Origin of the sequence: Salinarimonas sp., assembly GCF_040111675.1 — a bacterium.
In the GTDB taxonomy this organism is placed as follows: domain Bacteria; phylum Pseudomonadota; class Alphaproteobacteria; order Rhizobiales; family Beijerinckiaceae; genus Salinarimonas.
The window spans coordinates 497,705-517,513 of sequence record NZ_CP157794.1 but is presented as its reverse complement, the minus strand read 5'-3'; the positions used below and the strand labels follow the sequence as shown (position 1 = coordinate 517,513).

Below are 19,809 nucleotides of genomic sequence, written 5' to 3'. Positions count from 1 at the left end.
ATGCCGACCTTCGCGATCCTCGCCCCGCTCGTCGCCGCCCTCGCGCTCGCCCTCGCGGGCGGCGTCGGCAAGGCGCGCGCGCGGCTCCTCGCGACGGTCTCGGCCGCGCTGCCGCTCATCGCGCTGATCGTCGTCTGGGCGCGCTTCGACGCCTCCCCCGAGGCGCCCGCCTTCCAGAGCGTGCTCGCGGTCCCCTGGGTGCCGACGCTCGACGTCGCCTGGCGGGTCGGCGTCGACGGCATGTCGCTGGCGCTCGCCCTGATGAGCGCGCTCCTGTTCGTCGCCGCGATCGCCTGGCCGGCCGACACGCAGGGACGCCACCGGGCCTACTATGCCTGGCTCCTGTTCCTGGAGGGCGTCTCGCTCGGCCTGTTCCTGACGCTCGACCTGCTCGTCTTCTACGTCTTCTTCGACCTGTCGCTGGTGGGCATGTACTTCCTCATCGGCCGCTTCGGGCACGGGGAGGCGCAGGCGGCGGCGCTGAAGTTCTTCGTCTACACGCTCGCCGGCTCGCTGGCGCTGCTGCTCGCCATCCTCGGCCTCGTGCTCGCCGGCGACGCGCCGAGCTTCGACATGCGCGCGCTGATCGCCGCCCAGCCGCTGGCGGGCGCCTCGCCGCTCGCGGCGGGGCTCGTCCTTCTCGGCTTCGTCGTCGGCTTCGGGATCAAGACGCCGCTCTTTCCCGTGCACACCTGGCTGCCGCCCGCCCATGTCGACGCGCCGGGGCCCGCCTCCGCCATCCTCGCCGGCGTCCTCCTGAAGATGGGGACCTACGGCCTCGCGCGCATTCCGCTCTCGATGATGCGCGAGACCTTCTCGGCCTGGGCGCTGTGGATCGGCGTCCTCGCGGTGGTCTCGATCCTGTGGGGCGCGCTCGTCGCCTTCGCGCAACAGAACCTCAAGCGCCGGATCGCCTACACCTCGGTGAACCACATGGGCTACGCCGTGCTCGGCATCGCGGCCGCGGGCGCCGCCGCGCAGGGCGCGCCCGAGGCCCGGGAGATCGCGCTCACCGGCGCGGTGATCGAGATGGTGGCGCACGGCCTGATCACGGGGGCCTTGTTCCTGATCGCCGGCTCGTTCTGGCTGCGCACGCAGGACTACGACCTGGGTGCCTATGGCGGGCTCGCGGGCGTCGCGCCGCGGCTGACCGCGGCGACGATCCTCGCCGCCTTCGCCTCGCTCGGCCTGCCGGGGCTCGCGGGCTTCGTCGCCGAGTTCCAGATCTTCGCCGGCACCTTCGCCGTGCACCCCTGGCTCGCCGCCATCGGCCTCCTCGGCATCCTGATCACGGCGGCGCTCTTCCTCGACATGGTGCAGAAGCTCTTCTTCGGCCCCCTGCCGGAGACGCGCCGCGGCTTTTCCGATCTCGGGCGCGCGGAGACGGCGGTGCTCGCCGCGCTCCTCGCCCTCGTCGTCGTCATCGGCGTCTATCCGCGCTGGCTGATCGCCATGATCGCGCCCGCCGCCTCCGCCATCGTGGGGCGGTGAGCCATGCCCGTCGGCGACATCTTCCCCGAGCTGGCGCTGGTCGTCGGCGCGGGGCTGGTCGTCCTCCTCGCCTCCTTCGCGCCGCTCGGCGCGCAGCGCTGGTGCGCCGCTCTCGCCGGCCTGACGCTCGCGATCTCGGCCGCGCTGCTCTCGCGCCAGATCGGCGCGGAGCGCCTCACCTTCCAGGGCGTCTGGGCGATCGACGACGCGAGCGTCGCCGCGCGGCTCGCGATCCTCGCCGCGACGGGCTTCGTCGTCCTCCTCACGCCCGCCTGGCTCGCCAGCGACAAGCGCCACGGCGAGCATTACGCGATCCTGCTCTTCGCGGCGCTCGGCGCCATGGCGCTCGCCGGCGCGGCGGACCTGCTCCAGCTGGTCATGGCGGTGCTGCTCTCGTCCGTCACCGGCTACACGCTCGCCGCCTGGCACCGCGACTGGCCGCTCTCGGTCGAGGCGGGGATGAAGTACTTCCTCGTCGGCGCGCTCGCCAACGTGGTGCTGGTGCTGGGCGTGATCCTCGTCTTCGGCCTCACCGGGGAGAGCGGCGTCTCGGGCCTCGCCGCGGCGCTCGCCGACCCCGCCCGCGCCTCGCCGCTGCTCACGCTCGGCCTCGCCCTCGTCGTCGCCGGCCTCGCCTTCAAGCTCGCCGCCGTGCCGCTCCACGCCTGGCTCCCCGACGTCGCGGAGGGCGCGCCCGCGCCGGCGGCGGCCTTCCTGACGGTGGCGCCGAAGATCGGCGCGGCGGTCGCCCTCGCGCGGCTCGTCGACCTCCTCCCGCCGGACGGGGACGCGCTGCGCCCGCTCATCGCGATCCTCGCCGCGGCGACGATGACGCTCGGCAATCTCGCGGCGCTCCGACAGGAGGACGTGCGCCGGCTGATCGGCTGGTCCTCCGTCTCGCAATCCGGCTACGCGCTGATGGCGATCGCGGTCGTCAGCGTCGGCGCGGGCGCGACGGGGGCGCTGATCGGCTTCCTGCTGGCCTACGCGGCGGCGAACCTCGCCGCCTTCGCCGTGGTGGCGCATCTGCGCGGCCTCACCGAGCGGGCGCATTATGCGGGGCTTCTCTCAGAGCGCCCGCTCGTCGGGGCGACGCTGGTGATCGCCTTCCTGTCGCTGGTGGGCGTGCCGCCGCTCGCCGGCTTCTTCGGCAAGCTCGGCCTGTTTCTGGTGACGATCGAGGGCGGCCATGCCTGGCTCGCGGTGGTCGCGGCGGCGAACACGGCGCTGTCGCTGGCCTATTACCTGCGCGTCGTCGCGCCGATGGCCTTCGGCGAGCCGAAGCGCCCGCGCGCGACCCTGTCCCGTGGGAGCGCGCTCGCGGTCGGGCTCGGCGCGGCGCTCGTCGTCGGCCTCGGCCTCGCGGCGGAGCCGTGGCAGAACGCGCTCGCCGGCGCGCGGCTGCTGCCGTAGGCGGGCGCTCGCGCGGCGCATCGCAGACGGCGCGCAGCGCCGAGATCATCGGCCGCGCCGGGTGAGGGCGCGACCGAGCGGCGCTCGAGGGGCTCAGTAGTCGTAGTCGCGCTTGTAGGTGCGCAGCCGGTCGATGCTCTCCGGATGGAAGCCGTGCTGCGGCGCCTGGCTGCGCGCCGAGAGCTGCGCGGCGTTGGACGCGAACACGTTGGGGTCGCGCAGCCGGTTGTAGTAGGACTCGATCGGCTCCCAGCCGGCGACGAGCGGCTTGTCCTCGCTCATCTTGATGTAGGTGTCGACCGTGTCCATGCTGCGCTGGTCGCCGAACATCGGCGGCAGGCCGGACATGATCCAGCTGAAGGCGCTCGGGCCCGCGCCGTGGGCGTTCATCAGCAGGAAGGTGCCGGTCACCGGCTCCTCGCGCCCGTCCGGATGCACGAAGCGGGTGTCGGGCACGCCCAGCAGCGATTCCGAGCCGCCGAAGCGCATCATGATCGTGCGATTCTTCACCCGCGGCCGGTTCTGGTAGTCGCCGTGGTTGCCGATGATCTCGGCGTCGTCGGTGAACTCGACCGTGTAGTCGTCGATCTGGTTGAGCTGGATCTTGGCCAGCGACGCGAGCAGGAAGGTCTGGTCGCTCTCCGGCCGATCGGCGAGGAAGCGCTTCACGGCCTCGTCGCGCGGATAGTGGTTCTCCTCGGTCCACATCACGGTGAGCTGCGTGACCTGGCATTTCTCCGCGTCGGTGAGGTCGTAGTACATGGTCGAGCGCGCGTTGGTGTGCCCGCCCGGCCCGGAGGAGGGCGTGCGCCCGCCGTTGGTGAAGCGATGGCGCATCTCCCAGGTGCCCTGGAAGCTGCGCGCCACCTTCTTGGCGCTGAGCGGGATCGGCGACATCAGCCCGGCCATGCCGAGCGTGGTGAAGCCCTGGAAGGAGCGCCGCACCTCCTCCTCGCTCATCGGCGTGTTGCGCGCCGCGTCGGCGAAGAGCTTGTTCAGCGAGGCGCGCACGCGCGTATTGCGCGAGGCCGTCGGGCGCTGCGTGAACAGCCGCATGTAGGCGTTGGTCGCCTTGGTCAGGATCGGCGCGAGAATCTGATAGCGCTCGAAGGCGGTCAGGTTGCTCGGCTCGAACTTGGAACTGAGATCGTTGACAATGGTCGCTACCATCGACCCCTCCCCCTGGTGACGTGATCGTGCCGGGACGCGGTCCGCGGCGGTGATGTCGACTCGTGGAGTGCGGCTGTTTCCCCATTTCCTTGTAGGAGCAACCCGAAGGGCGCGCTTGTCGCATTTTGCGCGGGGCCGGCGACCGACGCGACCCCGGTCGCGGAGCATGCGAGAGCCGCCGCGCCGCGTCGACCGGCGACCTGTCGCAGCCGAGGCGCACCCGCAGCCGCCTCGACGGCGCGATGACGACCGCCTTCGCAGCAAGCCTCTGGCCTGTATGCGCTTTCTCGCCAGCAGCCCGGGCTCCGGGCCGCTGGCGCGCGGCGGCTGCTGCGCCGCGGCACGCGAGGCGGCGACGGCTCGCCGCCGTGGGCGGACGCGGCATGGGCCGCCACCCGCGCCGCATGTCGCCGTGATCGCTCCGTGAGTTCCAGCGCACCGCGCCGGGTTCGCCGCTCGGCAACCTGCCCTCGCTTCGTCGGCGCGTTCCGGGAGGATCCGCGCGCGTCGGCGGTTCCGTCGATCGAGTGGCCAGCGTCGGTTTCCCGCATCCCGCTTTCATCCAATCGAGGCCGGCGACGGCCGAAACGAGGCACGTCATGCTCAAGAGCAGAGATCTTCCCGCACACGCGCCGAGCGAAACCTCCGACTACGCGGAGCTGATGCTGCGGACGCTCGACGATTACCGGTTCCCCGCGCACCTGCACGGCAGCTACGATCCCGCCATCCAGCGCGAGATCGACGCGTCGGTCGCCGCCTTCCGGGACGCCTCCGGGCGCTACAACAAGCGGCGCGTCCAGCGCATCCTGGTCAACGACAAGCCGCTGCGCGGCAAGCGCAACGTCGCCGTCAAGACCGACCAGCAGATCTGGGCGCAGGTGCGCAAGGCCAAGCCCGACATCGACTTCATCGAGGACCGCATCCTCGCCCTCGAGCCCGGCCGCGGCCGCATCTCGGCGTTGATCGCCCTGCGCAAGCTCCTCGACCGCGCCCCCGCGCGCATCGAGGCCTTCCTGGGCCGGCTCGCGGAGGACCGCACGCTCGGCGATCCCGATCTCGCCGAATGGGCGCGCATCTCGCTGCAGGAGCTCGCCCTGATGCAGGGCGCCGCGTCCGCGGACGTCCTGGGCCGCGCCGTGTCCGACCGGCCGGTGCGCTACACGGCGGGCCGGGTCTTCGACGTGACGATGCCGCTCTTCTTCGAGTGTCGCGCCATCACCCAGCTCGGCCGGCTCGAGATCGAGACCCAGATCTCGCCGCTGTGGTTCACCGAGATCTTCGGCGACGCCATGGCGATGATTCGGGCGCGCAGCTTCTCCAACCGGCTGGTGCTCGAGAAGGAGGTCTCGAACCTGCATCCCGACGGCTCGATGCACTACGAGCACTTCCCCTTCTTCGGCGAGACGCGCGAGCTCACGCCCTCGGTGCACGAGCACAATTACTGGGCCTCCGTGCAGCGGCCGTTCTACGCCTCCGGCAAGGTCGAGGACGTCGACGACGCGCATCCGGTCTATCGCGACAACGCGATGACCTTCTTCCGGCTCGCGCGCACCTTCACGCACGCGCGCTACGCGGTCGAGGACAAGCCGATGCCCGAATCGGTGCGCGGCCTGTTCTTCGGCTTCGGCCACGCCGAGCCCGAGCTGCTGATCAAGAAGGCCGGCAATCTCGGCGTCGGCGATTTCCAGATCTCGCCGCGGATCAACCCGCATACGGGCGAGCCGGCCAACACGATCTTCTTCGGCACCTTCTTCGGCAAGCTGCAGGGCCTGCCCGGGACCGGGGAGATCGCGCTCAACGAGAAGCCGGTCCATTGCGACGCCGAGGGCCGCCTCGACTATCACGGCGACGGCTCCATGGCGCCCGACCCGATCCGTCCCGACGACTGGCACTGATCGGCGGGGCCGGGCGGCGCGCGCCGCCCGGCCCTCCCGCCCGAGGAACCGCGCGATGCTCAGCCTCACCGACCAGCAGGACGCCCGTCTCCCGCGCGCGGAGCGTCTCCCCGAGCCCGAGCCGCTCGGGCCCTCGATCCAGGTCCCGCGCACCGAGGACCTGGTGCGCGCCGCGATCGCACACATGCGCGCCAACCTTTCGGACCGGCACACGCTCGGCACGCTCGCCGAGATCGCCGGCTGCAGCCCGTTCACCCTGATCCGCCTGTTCCGGCGCCTGACCGGGATCACGCCCATGCGCTTTCTCACGAGCCTGCGGCTCGCGGAGGCGAAGCGGCTCCTTCTCACCACCGAGGAAGGCGTCATCCACGTCTGCTACGAAGTCGGCTACGAAAGCCTCGGCAGCTTCAACAACCGGTTCCGGGCGCTGACCGGGCTCACGCCGTCGGACCTGCGCCAGCGCCTGCGCGGGCTCGATCCGGACGCGCTGCGCGACCGTGCGAGCGAGACCGGCGTCCTCGAGGCGGTGGCGATCTATCGGACCGGGGCGCCCTTCGCCGAGCTCGTCGCCTGCGCGCCGGCGGAGCGGCTGTGCGAGAGCCTCGTGCGAAGCGGCCGCTACGAGGCGGTGCGCTTCGCGGTGCCCTTCGACCCGGACCCGCGCCGGCTCCTCCTCCAGAGCCGCGCCCTGCGCTCGCCCTGCCTGCCGCTGGCGCGGCTGCCGCTCGGCACGCCGATCGCGACGCTTCGGCCGGTCGACGAGCTCGACCCGCCGGTGCTGCCCGTGATCGCCGCCGCGGCGAGCCTGCCGGACGGACGGGGCCTGCCCGCCCGTCGCGCCGCATGAGCGTTCCCGAGCCCATGGGCGGCACGGCGGAGGCCGACCGGGCCCGCTACGCCGTCGCCCGGCAGGAGGCGATCTACGACGGCGCCGACGCGCCGGTCTGGCGCAAGGCCATCTACGACCTGCTCCACGAGGGCTGGGAGCTCGCCTGCATCGGCGGCCTGCCCTTCCTGCGCGACATGGCCGGGCGCGCCGGGCTCGGGCCGGGCGCCCGCGCCCTCGAGCTCGGATGCGGGGCGGGCGCGGCCTGCCGCTACCTCGCGCGGCTGACCGGCTGCGATGTCGTCGGGATCGAGCGCAACGCCGCCCAGCTCGCCCGCGCCGAAGCGCGGCGGGGGGACGCGCCCGAGGCCGCGCGCCTGCGTTTCCGCGCGGGAGACGTCGCGGACGCCCCGCCGGACGAGGCGCCCGTCGACTGCGTCTTCCTGCTCGACACGCTGAGCCTCCTGCCCGATCCCCTTCCCGCCCTGAGGGCCGCGCGCGCCCTCGTCCGGCCGGGAGGCGGCCTGTTCGTCGCGGATCTCGGCGCGACGCCGCTGACCGCGCCGGACGTCCTCGCGGCCGCCCACGCCGAGGACGGCTTCTCGAGCCTGCTCGACTGCGCCCGCTTCCGGGATCTCCTCGCCGCGGCCGGCTTCGCGGAGAGCGCGGCGCGCGACCGGACGGACCAGGCGGCCGACGGCTTCGGCCGCGTCCTCGCCTGGCTCGACGGTCCCGGCACGGCCGATCCGGAGATCGCGCCGGAGGCCCGCGAGGCCTGGCGCGAGACCACGGCGTTCTACCTGCGCGCTTTCGAGACGCGTCAGCTGGAATATCGCTGGTGGTCGGCCCGGGCCGCCTGAGCGCCTGCGCGCCTCACGGCGAGAAGGCGTCCTCGGCGTCCTCCGGCAGCAGGTCGAGGAAGCTGTAGACCGGGCAGAACCGGTCGTGCGGACCGAAATAGGCGAGCGCGTGCCGACGGATCGTGCCGTCCTCGCCGCGCACGAAGGTGGAGGTCCCCGGGGTCAGACTGCCGTCGCTCGGGTCGACGAAGCCCGTCCGCGCGAAGAAGTCCGTCCCCGACGCGTCGGCCATGCGGAAGCGCCAGCCTCTCCGCCGGCTCGTCGCCTGCTGCGTCGCGACAGGGTCGTGGTTGAGCATGGCGACGGCCGCGCTCTTCTCGAGATACGGCAGGAGCCCGTTCAGGCCGTCGGCCCACATCGTGCAATAGCGGCACGCGGCGCCCATGTTGTGGATCACGATCAGCCGCTCGCGGTCGCCGAAGAGATCGGCGAGGGAGACCGGGCCCTCCCATCCCCGGAAGACGTGGTTCTCGACCGTCTCGCCGCGCACGGAGGCGCGCAGCGCGCGCACCTTCGCCTCGAGCCGGCCGAGCTCGTCCTCGAGCGTGTAGAGTTGCGCACTCGCGTCCTGGATCGTCATGAGCCTCGTCCTCCTCGCCTCGCCTGCGCGCGAATCGGGAGCGTGCGCAGGCCGCGCAGGCCGGTCGAGCCGGCGCGCACGACCGGCGTCTCGTCGCGCGCGAGCGCCGTCGTATGCTGCAGCAGAAGCCGCAACGCCGCCAGCGCCTCCATCCGCGCGAGCGCGGCGCCGGGGCAGGAATGCCGCCCGCGGCCGAAGGAGAGGTGCGGGTTCGGCGTGCGCCCGACGTCGAGCCGATCGGGATCGGCGAACACCGCGGGATCGCGGTTGGCCGCGCCGATGACGATGCCCACGGGATCGCCCGGCGAGAGCGTCGCGCCGCCGAGCCGCAGCGGCTCCATCACGAAGCGGAACGTCATCTGCGAGGAGGAATCGAAGCGCGACAGCTCCTCGATCGCCCGCGGCCACGAGGCCGGCTCGGCGCGCAGCCGGGCCTGCGCCGCGGGATGATCCAGCAGCGCGAGCATGCCGTTGCCGATCAGGTTCACCGTCGTCTCGTGGCCCGCGAACAGGACGAGCGCGCAATTGGCCACGAGCTCGGCCTCGCCGTCCGGGCGCCCGTCCGTCGCGGCGACGAGACGCCCCAGAAGGTCGTCGCCGCCGACGGCCCGGCGCCGGGCGATCGCCGCGCGCAGATGGGCCTCGAGCTCCTCGGCCGCCCGCGCCGCCGCGGCCCGCAGGGCGTCGGCGTCCGCGTCGCGCTTCAGGTCGATGCCGGCGAGCAGCGCCTTCGAGGTGCGGGCGATCAGCGGGTAGTCGGCCTCGTCGAGGCCGAGCATGCGGGCGACGACCAGGGCGGGAAGCGGAAAGGCCACGTCGGCGATCAGGTCGAAGCGCCCCTTCCGCAGGGCCGCGCCGACGAGCGCCTCCGCGATCGCCTGAACCTGCGGCGCGAGGGCTGCGAGCGCCGCGTCGGTGAAGGCGGGCATCAAGGCCCGGCGCAGCCGCGTGTGGTCGGGAGGGTCGCGGAAGATCATCCAGCGCGAGACCATGGCGTCGAAGGCGGCGTGGGCCGGGTCCGGCGGCGGCAGGGCGTCGGGGCCGTAGACCCGCGCCGGCTCCAGCACCAGCCGGTCGTCGGTCAGCGCGGCGGCGGCCTCGGCGTGGCCGAGCACGTACCAGCAGCCGGGCGCCCGCTCGTCCGGAGCGACGCCCCACTGCACCGGCCCGCGCGCGCGCCAGGCGGCGTAGTGCGGGTAGGGGTTCTCGGCGAAGCCGCGGGCGAACGGGTCGAAAGACGGCTCGTCGCACGCGCGGCGCGGTGACGGGGCGACACTCATGCCGCCGAGGCTAGGCGTCCCCGACGCGCCGCGCTTCTCCGACATTGCGGACCTCCCCGCCGGCGGCAATCTCAAATAAGCCGCTGCGCGCAGGCCGCTGCTAACGTTCCAGCCCTGCGCCGGCCCTCCGGCGCGCGTGAGCGGAGAGCGGCGAATGGACGGCGGGAACGCCTTCCGAGGGGCGAGCGGCGGCGCGGCCGGGGAGAGGCTCGACGACGGCTTCCGGCGCTGCGCCGCGCGGGCGCCGGCCGCACCGGCGCTCCTGGCGGGCGAGACCGTCGTGACCTACGGCGCGCTCGAATCCCTGGCGAACGCGGGCGCGCGCGCCCTCGCCGAGCGCGGCCTCGCACCGGACGCGCCGGTGGCGATCACCCTCGACGATCCGCAGGCGCGCATCGTGGCGATCCTCGCCGTCCTGCGCGCCGGCGGCGCCCCGCTCGTGCTCGATCCGGACACGCCCGCGGCGGTGCGCGCCGAAATCCGCGCCCAGGCCGGGGCGGCGCTTCCGATCGACGCGCCGCTGCCGAGCGCGCCGGGCGAGGCCCCGGCGCCGCCCGCGTCCGGCCTCGCCTACGTCGTCCACACCTCGGGCTCCACCGGCCGCCCGAAATGCGTGGCGATGCCGCACGCCGCGATCGCCCCGCTGATCGCCTGGCAGATCGCGCGCGACGCCCTCGCGCCCGGCGCGCGGACGCTGGCCTGCGCCGCGCCGGCCTTCGACGTCTCCTATCAGGAGCTGTTCGCCACCCTCGGCGCCGGCGGCTGCCTCGTTCTCGTCGACGGCGAGACGCGCCGGCGCCCGGCGGCGCTGCTCGAGACGCTCGTCTCGCGCGGCGTCGAGCGGATCTTCGTCACGCCGACCCTCCTCCACGCCCTCGCCGCGGCGGCGCGGGAGCGCGGGCTCGCGCCCACCCGTCTCGCCGAGGTGGTCGTCGCGGGCGAGGCGCTGCATCTCACGCCCGCCCTGCGCGGCTTCTTCGCCGCGCTGCCCGGCTGCCGGCTGTCGAACCAGTACGGCCCGTGCGAGACCCACGTCGCCACCGCCCATACGCTCGACGGCCCGGCCGCCGCCTGGCCGGAGCGCCCGCCCATCGGCGCCGCCATCGCGGGGCGGAGCGTCGCCCTCCTCGACGCGCGCGGACGCCCGGTCGCGGACGGCGCGGAGGGCGAGATCTGGATCGGCGGGGTCGGCCCCGCGCGCTCCTATCTCGTCGAGGGCGCGCCGGCGCCGGACGAGGCGATGCGCGGCCCCGGCTTCGGGGCGATCCCCGGGCGGCCCGGCGCGCGCGCCTACCGCACCGGCGACATCGCCGTGCGCGGCGCGGACGGGCTCCTGCGCTTCGTGGGGCGGCGCGACGACGAGGTGAAGATCCGCGGCGTGCGCCTCGCCCTCGCCGATGCGGATGCGCGCCTCGCCGCCGCCCCGGGCGTGCGCGCCGCGGCGACGGCGGCCTTCCCCGACGGGCGCGGCTCGCGCCGGCTCGTCGGCTATGTCGTGCTCGCCCCCGGCGGCGACCGCTCCGCCGCCCTCGCGGCGATCCGGTCGCATCTCGACCGCACGGCGCCCCGAGCGCTGCGGCCCTCGCTCCTCACCGTCGTCGACGCCCTGCCGACCACCGCGAGCGGCAAGCTCGACCGCAAGGCGCTCCCCCCGCCGCGGGGCGACCAGGGCGCGGCGGACGCGCCCGCGAGCGCGCCGGGCGAGGGGATCGAGGCGCTCGTCCTCGCCGAGATGCGCCGCCTCCTCGGTGCGCCCGCTCTCGGCCCGGGCGACGATTTCGTCGCGGCGGGCGGCGACAGCCTTCTGGCGGCGCGCCTCGTCGACGCCCTCGCCGCGCGGCTCGGGCGGCCGCTCTCGCTCGCGCTGCTGCAGGGGGGCGCGAGCGCCGAAGCGCTGGCCGCCGCCCTCGGACGCGCCGACGACGACGCGACCGCCGCGGAGCCGTCGCCCGCGCCGAGCGCGCCGCTCACCGCGCTTCAGCGCGCCTATCTCTTCGCCCGCGATCCGGACGTGCCGCTCGGCGGCGTCGCCGCGCGCATCGTCTGCGAGCGCGACCTCGCCGACCTCGATCCCGCCCGCGCCCGCGCCGCGCTCGACGCGCTCGTCGCCCGGCATCGGGGTCTGCGCACGGTCGTCGACGCCGACGGACGCCGCCGCGTCCTCGCGGATCCGCCCGGCGTTCCCGTCGCCGTCGCCGACCTGCGCGGCCTCGACGCCATGGCCCGGGAGGCGCGGCTCGCGGAGCTGCGCGCCGACGTCGCCGACAGCCTCCCGCCCGCGGGCGAGTGGCCGCTCTTCCAGATCGCGCTCGCACGCCTGGACGAGGCGACCTGGCGCTGCCTCGCGAGCGTCGAGCTGATCCTCGGCGACATGCGCTTCCTGCGCCGGCTCGCCCGCGACCTCGTCGCGCTCTACGACGGCCGGGAGATCGCCGCGCCGGACCCCGCGCCGGACCCCGCGCCCGACGCCGCACCCGCCCCGCGCCCCCCGGTCCGCACCGGGCGCGAGCCCCCCGCGGCGCTCTTCCCAGCGCCGGACCTGCCCCGCGCCGCCTCCGACGCCGCGCTGACTCCGCCGCGCATGCGACGGCTCTCCGGCCGGCTCGCGCCCGCCGCCTGGGCGGCGTTCCAGGCGAAGGCCGCGGCGGCGCGGGTGACGCCGACGGCGGCGCTGGCCGCCGCCTATGCGGAGACGCTCGCGCGCTTCGCCCGCGTCCCGCGCTTCACCCTCAACCTGCCGAGCCTCGGCGCCGGCGCCGTCCGCCACGGCGACAGCGACGACGCGAGCGGCGTCGCGCTCCTCCCCCTCGACCTCGCCGAGCCCGCTTCCTTCGCGACGCGCGCCGCGGCGGTCCAGCGGGCGCTCTGGGCCGCGCTCGCGGAGGACCCGGACGACCCCGCCCGCCCGGCGCGGCTCGCCGCCGGCGGGCTGCAGCCGATCGTGTTCACGAGCCTGCTCGGCCTCGATCTCGACGGTCCGGAGGCGACGCTGCTCGGCTGGTCGGAGGCGAGAAGCGGCGGCGTCGTGCGCACGCCGCAGACGCTGATCGACCACCATCTCGGGGCCGTCGGCGGCGCCCTGCGCTTCAACTGGGACGTCGTCGAGGGCGCCTTTCCGGAGGGCCTCCCGGAGGCCATGCACGAGGCCTATCGCGACCTCCTCGAACGCCTCGCTGAGGCGGACTGGACGACGCTCGACGCCCGCGCCGTCCCCGATCACGCAGGCGCGCCGGCGCTCGAGCCGCCGATCGCCGGCGCGCCGCGCGCGGGCGAGACCCTCGCCGCGCGCCTCGACGATGCCGGTCGCGATCCCGCGCGTCCCGCCCTCGTCGCGCCGGGCCTACGGCTCGATCGCGCCGGCCTCGCCGCACGGGTGGCCGCGATCGCGCGGGCCTGCGCCGCGGCGAGGGTGAGCGCGGGCGACCTCGTCGGGATCGCCGCCGAGCGCGGGGCGGCGGGGCCGCTCGCGGCCATCGCGCTCGCGCGGATCGGGGCGGCCTACCTCCCCCTCGATCTCGCCTGGCCGGCGGACCGGATCGCGCGCGTGTGCGCCGATTCCGGCCTGCGCGCCTGCCTCGCGACGTCTCGCGCCGCCGCGAGCGGCGTCCTCCCGGACGGCCTCGCGCGCATCCCGATCGCGGCGGCGGACCCGCCCGGCGCCGCGGCCGCCCCCCCGCCGGACTCCGCGCGCCCCGAGGCGCTCGCCTACGTGATCACGACCTCGGGCTCGACCGGCGCGCCCAAGGGCGTCGCCGTGGCGCATCGCGCGGCGCTCGGCACGATCGCCGACGTCGCGGCGCGGATCGCGCTCGGCGAGGACGATCGCGTCCTCGGCGTCTCCGCCATGGGCTTCGACCTCTCGGTCTTCGACATTTTCGGCGCCCTGCGGGCCGGCGCGACGCTGGTCGCGCCCGACGAGGCGCGCCTGCGCGATCCCGCCGCCCTCCTCGCGCTGATGCGGGAGGAGGCGGTCACGGTCTGGAACTCGGCGCCGCTGGTGCTCGAGGCGCTCGTCGCCCATGCCGAGGCGGCGGGCGGCCGCCTGCCGGCGAGCCTGCGCGTCGTCATGCTGAGCGGCGACTGGATCCCGCGCGCGCTGCCCGCCCGCATTCGGGCGCTGGCGGAGGGGCCGGTACGCCTCGTCTCCCTGGGCGGGGCGACGGAGGCGGGCATCTGGTCCGTCTGGCACGAGATCGGCGAGGCGGCGGATCCCGCCTGGCCCAGCGTGCCCTACGGCCGGCCTCTCGGCGGCCAATCCGCGCTGGTTCTCGACGAGGCCCTGTTCCCGCGCCCCGATTGGGTCCCCGGCCCGCTCTACATCGGGGGCGCGAGCCTCGCCGAGGGCTACCACCGCGACCCCGAGCGCACCCGCGAGCGCTTCGTCGTCCACCCGCGCACCGGCGCGCGCCTCTACCGCACCGGGGACCTCGCCCGCATGCGCCCCGGCGGGCTGATCGAGCTGCTCGGCCGGGAGGACCGGCAGGTCAAGATCCTCGGCCAGCGGGTCGAGCCCGGCGAGGTCGAGGCGGCGCTGCAGAGCCATCCCGCGGTGCGCGCGGCCGTCGTCACGCCCCGCCGCGAGGGGCGCGGCGTGACGGGTCTCGACGTCATCGTGCACGTCCGCGCCGAGGCGATGGCCGACGGCCCCGCCCTCGAAGCCGCCCTCGCGGCGCGCCTGCGCGCCGCCCTGCCGGCGGCGATGATCCCGGCCGCTCTCACGCTCCGCGACGCGCCGCCGCTGACGGCGAACGGAAAGCTCGACCGCGCCGCCCTCGCTGCCCCGGAGACCGCGCCCGAGCGCGCACCGGAGAGCGCACGGGAGACCTCACGAGAGACCTGGCGCGCGCGCATCCGCGCGGCCGTCACCGCCCTCGGCGCGCGGGAGGCGCCGGACGAGGCGTCCTTCTTCGAGACGGGACTGACCTCTCTCGACCTGCTGCGCCTGCGCGACGGGCTCGCCCGCGACGCCGGCGCGACGCTTTCGGTCGCCGATCTCTTCGCGCATCCGAGCGTGGCCGCCCTCGCCGCCCGGTGCGCGGCGCACGCGCCCGCCGCCGCGACACGGCCGGCGCCGCGCCCGCGCGCCACCCGCGGCGACGACCGCGCCGTCGCGATCGTCGGCCTGTCCTGCCGCTTTCCCGGCGCGGACGGACCCGAGTCCTTCTGGGAGGCGCTGCGCGAGGGCCGCGATCTGGTGCGCCGCTTCACGCCCGACGCGCTCGCCGCCACCCGCGACGCCGCGCTGGCCCGCCGACGCGACTACGTCCCGGCGCGCCCCGTCCTCGACGGGGCGGAGACCTTCGACGCCGGCTATTTCGGCGTGTCGCCCTTCGAGGCCGAGCGCATGGACCCGCAGCACCGGCTGATGCTGGAGCTCGCCGTCGACGCGCTGGAGCATGCCGGGCTCGCGCCGGGGGACGCCCTGCGCATCGGCGTCTTCGCCGGCGCCAACGAGAGCGCGTACCTGGCGCGCCTGCGGGCGGGCGTGCGCCAGGAGAGCGCGGAGGGCATGGCGCTGCGCGTCGCCACCGACCGCGACTACCTCGCCACCCGCGTGTCCTGGAAGCTCGGCCTCACCGGGCCGAGCCTCACCGTCCAGACCGCCTGCTCGACCTCCCTCGTCGCGGTCCACCTCGCCTGCCAGAGCCTGATCCTCGGCGAATGCGACGCGGCGCTCGCCGGGGGCGTGGCGCTGCAGGTCCCGCACGACGCCGGCTACCTCTGGCAGCCCGGCGGCTATTCCTCGCGCGACGGCGTCTGCCGGCCCTATTCCGCCGATTGCGACGGCACCGTGTTCGGCTCCGGCGGCGGCCTCGTCGCGCTGCGCCGGCTCGCCGACGCCATCGCCGACGGCGACGCCGTCCTCGCCGTGATCGCGGGCAGCGCCATCGCCAACGACGGCGCGGCGCGCGCCGGCTTCGCCGCGCCCGGCGTCGACGGCCAGGCGCGCACGATCGCCGCCGCCCTCGCCGCGGCCGGCGTCGCGCCGGCGCGGATCGGCCTCGTCGAGGGCCACGGCACCGGCACGCCGCTCGGCGACCCGATCGAGGTCGCGGCGCTGACGCGGGCCTATGCCGAGGCGGGCGGCGCGCGCAACGTGGCGCTGGGCTCGGTGAAGGGCAATCTCGGCCACCTCGACACCGCCGCCGGCATCGCGGGCCTGATCAAGCTCGCCCTCGCCCGCGACGCCGGCGTGCTGCCCCCGAGCCTGCACGCCGAGCGGCCGAACCCGGAGATCGGGTTCGCGCGCACGCCCTTCTTCGCCAACGCGCGGGCGAGGCCCTGGCCGAAGGACAAGCCCTTCGCCGGTCTGAGCTCCTTCGGCATCGGCGGCACCAACGCGCACGCGATCCTCGGCCCCGCGCCGGAGCCGGCGACGCCGGCCGACGTGGCGCAGGACGGCCCCGCTCTCCTCGTGCTCTCGGCGCGCGACCCGGAAGCGCTGGCGGCGTCCGCGGACCGCATGGCGGCCTGGCTGCGCGGCCCCGGGCGTGCGCTGCCGTTGCCGGCGGTCGCGGCCTGCGCCGCGCGGCGGCGCCTGCACCATCCCGAGCGCCTCGCCCTCGCCGCGCCGGACGCCTCCGCCGCGGCGGAGGCGCTCGCCGCCTGGGCGACGGGCGCGCCCGCGACTTCGCGCGTGCGCCGCGACAGGGCCCGGACCGACGCGCCGGCGCCGGTCCTCGTCTTTCCCGGCCAGGGCGCGCAGAGCCCCGGCATGGGGCGCGGTCTCGTCGACCTTCCGGGCTTCGCGGAGGCCCTCGCGGAGATCGAGGCGACGAGCGGACCCGTGGCCGGCCTGCCGCTCGCCGCCCTGCTGACGCGGGACGACGCCGCCCCCGCCCTGGCGAGGCCCGGCCCGGCGCTGATGGCGAGCGTCGCCATGCAGCTCGGCCTCGCCGCCGCGTGGCGGGCGCTCGGCCTCATCCCGGCCGCCGTGGTGGGCTGGAGCCTCGGCGAGATCGCCGCCGCCCATGCCGCCGGCGCCCTCGATCTCGACCAGGCGACCCGCGTCGCCACGGCGCGGGCGGCCGCGCTCGAGGCCCATCCCGCACCCGGCGCCATGGCGCAGCTTCCGCTCGCGGCGGAGGCGGCGCGCGCGCTCCTCGCGGGGAGCGAGGCGCGGGCCGTCCGCGACGGCGCGCTCTGGCTCGCCGCCGAGACCGCGCCCGAAACCTGCCTCGTCGCCGGCGCGGAAGCGCCCATGCGCCGCCTCCTCGACGCCTGCGCCGCGCGCGGGATCGAGGCGCGGCTCGTGCCCAACGGCGACTTCGCCAGCCACGGACCCGCCGTCGCGCCCGCGGCCGCCGCCCTCGAGGCCGCCCTCGCCGGGCTCGCGCCGACGCCGCCGCGCATCCCCTTCCACGGCGCCGTCGAGGGCCGCGCGGGCGAGACCCGGCTCGACGCGCGCTACTGGGCCGACAACCTGCGCCGGCCCGTCCGGCTCGCGCCCGTCCTCGCCGACCTCGTCGGCGCCGGCCACGCCACCTTCGTCGACTGCGCCCCGCGCCCGATGAGCGCCGCCCCGCTCCAGGCCGCGGCCGACGCGCGGGGGACCACGATCGCGGTCCTCGCCTCGGCGGAGCGCGGCGCCGGCCGCCTGCCCTTCCTCGACAGCCTCGCGCGGCTCCATGTCGCCGGGTTCGCGCCCGACTGGCGGGCGCTCCATCCCGATCCCGTCCCGGCGCTGCGCCTGCCGGCCTATCCCTGGCGGCGGCGCCGCTACCGGCTGGAGGACGCCCCTCCAGCGCCTGCCGCGCCCTCGGCCGGCCCGTCGCCGGATCGTCCGCTTCTCGGCGCGCGCCTCTCCTCGCCCGCGCTCGCGGGGACCGTCTTCGAGGCGCGGCTGTCGGCGCAGACGTCTTGGCTCGCCGATCATCGGGTCGGCGGATCCGTGGTCCTGCCCTTCGCGGCGGCCTGCGAGATGCTCGCCGCCGCCGCCCCCGATCCGGCCCGCGGGCTCGAGGCGGTCGAGGCGGAAGCGCCGCTCGTGCTCGACGCGCCGATGCGGGTGCAGACGGTGGTCGCGGGCGACACGGTCTCCCTCCACGCCGCGCCCGCCGACGCCGACCCGCCGGCCTGGCGGCGCATCGCCACGGCGCGGATCGCGGCCGGGCCGGCCGCCTGCGAAGCGCCCCGGGCCGAGACGCCCCGGGCCGAGACGCCACGGGCCGAGACGCCACGGGCCGAGCCGGGCGCGGGCGACGACGTCCCCCTCGCGCCGCTCTACGCGGCGCTGGCGGAGGAGGGCGTCGCGCTCGGCCCGGACTACCGCCGCCTCGCGCGCCTGAACCGGGACGCCGCGGGCGGCGCCGAGGGCGCGCTCGCGCCGGCGGAGGGCGACGCCGCCCTCGCGCCCGCCCGCCATCCGGCCCTCCTCGACGCCGCGATCCTCGCCGCCGGCCACGCGCTCACGGGCTCGCGCGCCGGCGGGCCGATCGTCCCCGTGGCCGCGCGGCGGGTCTTGCTCGTGCCGGGCGCGGCTCCGGTCCTCTGCCGCGCCCGCCCCGCGCGGGCCGCCGCGCCCGACGAGACCGCGGCCGATCTCGTCCTCCTCGACGCCGCCGGGGCGGTGACGGGCCGGATCGAGGGCCTCGTCTTCCGCCGCGCCGCCGGCCTCGCCGTGAGCGCTCCGTGGCTGCGCCGGATCGCCTGGACCGCGAGCGAACCCGGCGACGGCGCGCCCGACATCGCCGGCCGCAGCCTCGTCGTCGCCGGCGAGGGCCCTCGCGCGGCGGCGCTCGCCGCCCGCGCCGCGGCGCGCGGCGCGCGCGTTCTCGCCTTCGATCGGGCGAGCCCGGCGGAGCGCGCGGCCGCGCCGATCCTCGACCTGCGCGCCCTCGACGCGCGCGACGGCGACGACGCCGATGCGCCGTGCCTCGGCGTGCTCGACCTGATCCGCGCGCACGCCGAGGCGGGCCTGCGCCGAACCGCGCCGCTCCTCGTCGTGACGCGCGGCGCCCAGCTCGTACGCGCCGACGATCCCGCGCCGGCGGCCGGCCAGGCGAGCCTCTGGGGCCTGGTGCGCACGGCGCTGCACGAGCATCCCGAGCTCGCGCTCGGCCTCGTCGATCTCCCGCGCGCGCCGACGCCGGCCTGCCTCGACGCCCTCCTCGCCCTCGCCGCCGGGCCCGCCGCGCCGCCCCAGGCCGCCCTGCGCGACGGCCGGCGGCTGACGCCGGAGCTCGCCGCCGTCCCGCTTCCGAACGACGGCGCCGAACCCTTCCGCACGCGCGGGACCTGGCTCGTGACGGGCGGCACCGGCGGGCTCGGCCCGCATCTCGGCGCCTGGCTCGCGGGCTGCGGCGCGGACGCGGTCGTCCTCGCCGGACGGCGCGACCCGGCGACGGTCGACCTCTCCGCCGCCGGCGCGCTGGCGCAGCGGATCCGCGTGCGCCGCGTCGACGCCGCCGACGCGGCCGAGGTCGGCGCGCTCCTCGCGGAGATCGACGCCACGCTGCCGCCGCTCGCGGGCGTGATCCACGCCGCGCTCGCCCTCGACGACCGGCTTCTGGTCGACCAGACGCCCGCCTCGCTGCGCACCGCCCTCAGCGCCAAGCTCGACGGCGCGCGCGTCCTGGACGCCGCGACGCGCGCGCGCTCCCTCGACCGATTCGTCCTGTTCTCCTCCGTGGCCGGCACGCTCGGCGCGCCGGGCCAGGCGAACTACGCCGCCGCCAGCGCCGGGGTCGACGCGATCGCCGAGGCGCGCCGCCGGGCCGGGCTGCCGGCGCTCGCCGTCGCCTTCGGGCCCTGGTCCTATCCGGGCTCGCCCTCCGCCGGCCGCGACGAGGCGGGCGCCTACGAGGCGGTGAGCCTCGCCGAGGGTCTCGATCGGCTCGGGCGGCTGATGGCCGCGCCGCCGGCGGCGCACGTCGTCGTCGGCGGCTTCGCGCCGCGCCTCGCGCGCGCCTTCGCGCCGGCCGCCTCGCCGGCGACGCCTCCCCTCGCCCGCCGGCCCGCGCCGCCGCGCGACGCCGTCGCCCTCGCGGACGACCTCGCCGCGCGGGTCGCCCGGCGCACCGGCCTCGCGCCCGCCGAGATCCCCCGCGAGCGAACCCTCGCCGCGCTCGGCCTCGATTCGCTCGCCGTGCTGGAGCTGCGCAACGAGCTCGCCGAGGATCTCGGCCTCGTCGTCGCCCCGCGCCGGCTGATCGCCGCCCCCGGCCTCGCCGCCATCGCGCAGGCGCTGGCGGGCGAGACGGCCCCGGCCGATCCGGGCGACGTCGACGCGCTCACCGACGAGGAGGTGGCGCGCGCCCTCGACGCCGTCCTCGCCGAGACGGCGGAGACGTGA

Annotated in this window: 9 protein-coding genes; 6 read left to right on the top strand and 3 right to left on the bottom strand. The window is 76.5% G+C overall.

Annotated elements, in window-relative coordinates; all coding sequences use genetic code 11:
* Both ABL310_RS02260 and ABL310_RS02255 read left to right on the top strand, forming a co-directional pair.
* Nucleotides 1–1,491: an NADH-quinone oxidoreductase subunit M gene (locus tag ABL310_RS02260; protein WP_349370097.1), complete on the top strand. Its 1,491-nt coding sequence runs from the start codon at nucleotides 1–3 to the stop codon at nucleotides 1,489–1,491.
* A 3-nt stretch (nucleotides 1,492–1,494) separates the two neighbouring features.
* On the top strand, nucleotides 1,495–2,904 hold the full coding sequence (locus ABL310_RS02255; RefSeq protein WP_349370096.1) for an NADH-quinone oxidoreductase subunit N: 1,410 nt from the start codon (nucleotides 1,495–1,497) through the stop codon (nucleotides 2,902–2,904).
* A 93-nt stretch (nucleotides 2,905–2,997) separates the two neighbouring features.
* Here ABL310_RS02255 and ABL310_RS02250 read toward each other — a convergent pair whose 3' ends face one another.
* Entirely contained in the window at nucleotides 2,998–4,074 is a 1,077-nt protein-coding gene (locus tag ABL310_RS02250) for a hypothetical protein (protein WP_349370095.1), read from the bottom strand.
* Between the two features lie 599 nt (nucleotides 4,075–4,673).
* Here ABL310_RS02250 and ABL310_RS02245 point away from each other — a divergent pair.
* From ABL310_RS02245 to ABL310_RS02235, 3 genes are read left to right on the top strand one after another with little or no spacing between them, the layout of a single operon-like run.
* Complete coding sequence (locus ABL310_RS02245) at nucleotides 4,674–5,969, top strand: hypothetical protein (RefSeq protein WP_349370094.1); 1,296 nt, start codon at nucleotides 4,674–4,676, stop codon at nucleotides 5,967–5,969.
* 55 nt (nucleotides 5,970–6,024) lie between these two features.
* Nucleotides 6,025–6,816 carry an AraC family transcriptional regulator gene (locus ABL310_RS02240; RefSeq protein WP_349370093.1) on the top strand — a complete coding sequence of 264 codons (792 nt, stop codon included), beginning with the start codon at nucleotides 6,025–6,027 and terminating at the stop codon, nucleotides 6,814–6,816.
* On the top strand, nucleotides 6,813–7,655 hold the full coding sequence (locus ABL310_RS02235) for a class I SAM-dependent methyltransferase (RefSeq protein ID WP_349370092.1): 843 nt from the start codon (nucleotides 6,813–6,815) through the stop codon (nucleotides 7,653–7,655). The genes ABL310_RS02240 and ABL310_RS02235 overlap by 4 nt, the downstream gene beginning before the upstream one ends.
* Before the next feature lie 13 nt (nucleotides 7,656–7,668).
* Here ABL310_RS02235 and ABL310_RS02230 read toward each other — a convergent pair whose 3' ends face one another.
* Both ABL310_RS02230 and ABL310_RS02225 read right to left on the bottom strand, forming a co-directional pair.
* Nucleotides 7,669–8,235: a DUF899 family protein gene (locus ABL310_RS02230; protein ID WP_349370091.1), complete on the bottom strand. Its 567-nt coding sequence runs from the start codon at nucleotides 8,233–8,235 to the stop codon at nucleotides 7,669–7,671.
* Nucleotides 8,232–9,515 carry a cytochrome P450 gene (locus ABL310_RS02225; protein WP_349370090.1) on the bottom strand — a complete coding sequence of 428 codons (1,284 nt, stop codon included), beginning with the start codon at nucleotides 9,513–9,515 and terminating at the stop codon, nucleotides 8,232–8,234. The genes ABL310_RS02230 and ABL310_RS02225 overlap by 4 nt, the downstream gene beginning before the upstream one ends.
* Nucleotides 9,516–9,669: 154 nt before the next feature.
* Between ABL310_RS02225 and ABL310_RS02220 the strand changes: the two genes are divergently transcribed.
* Nucleotides 9,670–19,809 carry an amino acid adenylation domain-containing protein gene (locus ABL310_RS02220; protein ID WP_349370089.1) on the top strand — a complete coding sequence of 3,380 codons (10,140 nt, stop codon included), beginning with the start codon at nucleotides 9,670–9,672 and terminating at the stop codon, nucleotides 19,807–19,809.

Coding starts and splice junctions, on each gene's coding strand:
- ABL310_RS02260 (WP_349370097.1), top strand. CDS start 1: ATGCCGACCTTCGCGATCCTCGCCCCGCTCGTCGCCGCCCTCGCGCTC.
- ABL310_RS02255 (WP_349370096.1), top strand. CDS start 1,495: ATGCCCGTCGGCGACATCTTCCCCGAGCTGGCGCTGGTCGTCGGCGCG.
- ABL310_RS02250 (WP_349370095.1), bottom strand. CDS start 4,074: ATGGTAGCGACCATTGTCAACGATCTCAGTTCCAAGTTCGAGCCGAGC.
- ABL310_RS02245 (WP_349370094.1), top strand. CDS start 4,674: ATGCTCAAGAGCAGAGATCTTCCCGCACACGCGCCGAGCGAAACCTCC.
- ABL310_RS02240 (WP_349370093.1), top strand. CDS start 6,025: ATGCTCAGCCTCACCGACCAGCAGGACGCCCGTCTCCCGCGCGCGGAG.
- ABL310_RS02235 (WP_349370092.1), top strand. CDS start 6,813: ATGAGCGTTCCCGAGCCCATGGGCGGCACGGCGGAGGCCGACCGGGCC.
- ABL310_RS02230 (WP_349370091.1), bottom strand. CDS start 8,235: ATGACGATCCAGGACGCGAGTGCGCAACTCTACACGCTCGAGGACGAG.
- ABL310_RS02225 (WP_349370090.1), bottom strand. CDS start 9,515: ATGAGTGTCGCCCCGTCACCGCGCCGCGCGTGCGACGAGCCGTCTTTC.
- ABL310_RS02220 (WP_349370089.1), top strand. CDS start 9,670: ATGGACGGCGGGAACGCCTTCCGAGGGGCGAGCGGCGGCGCGGCCGGG.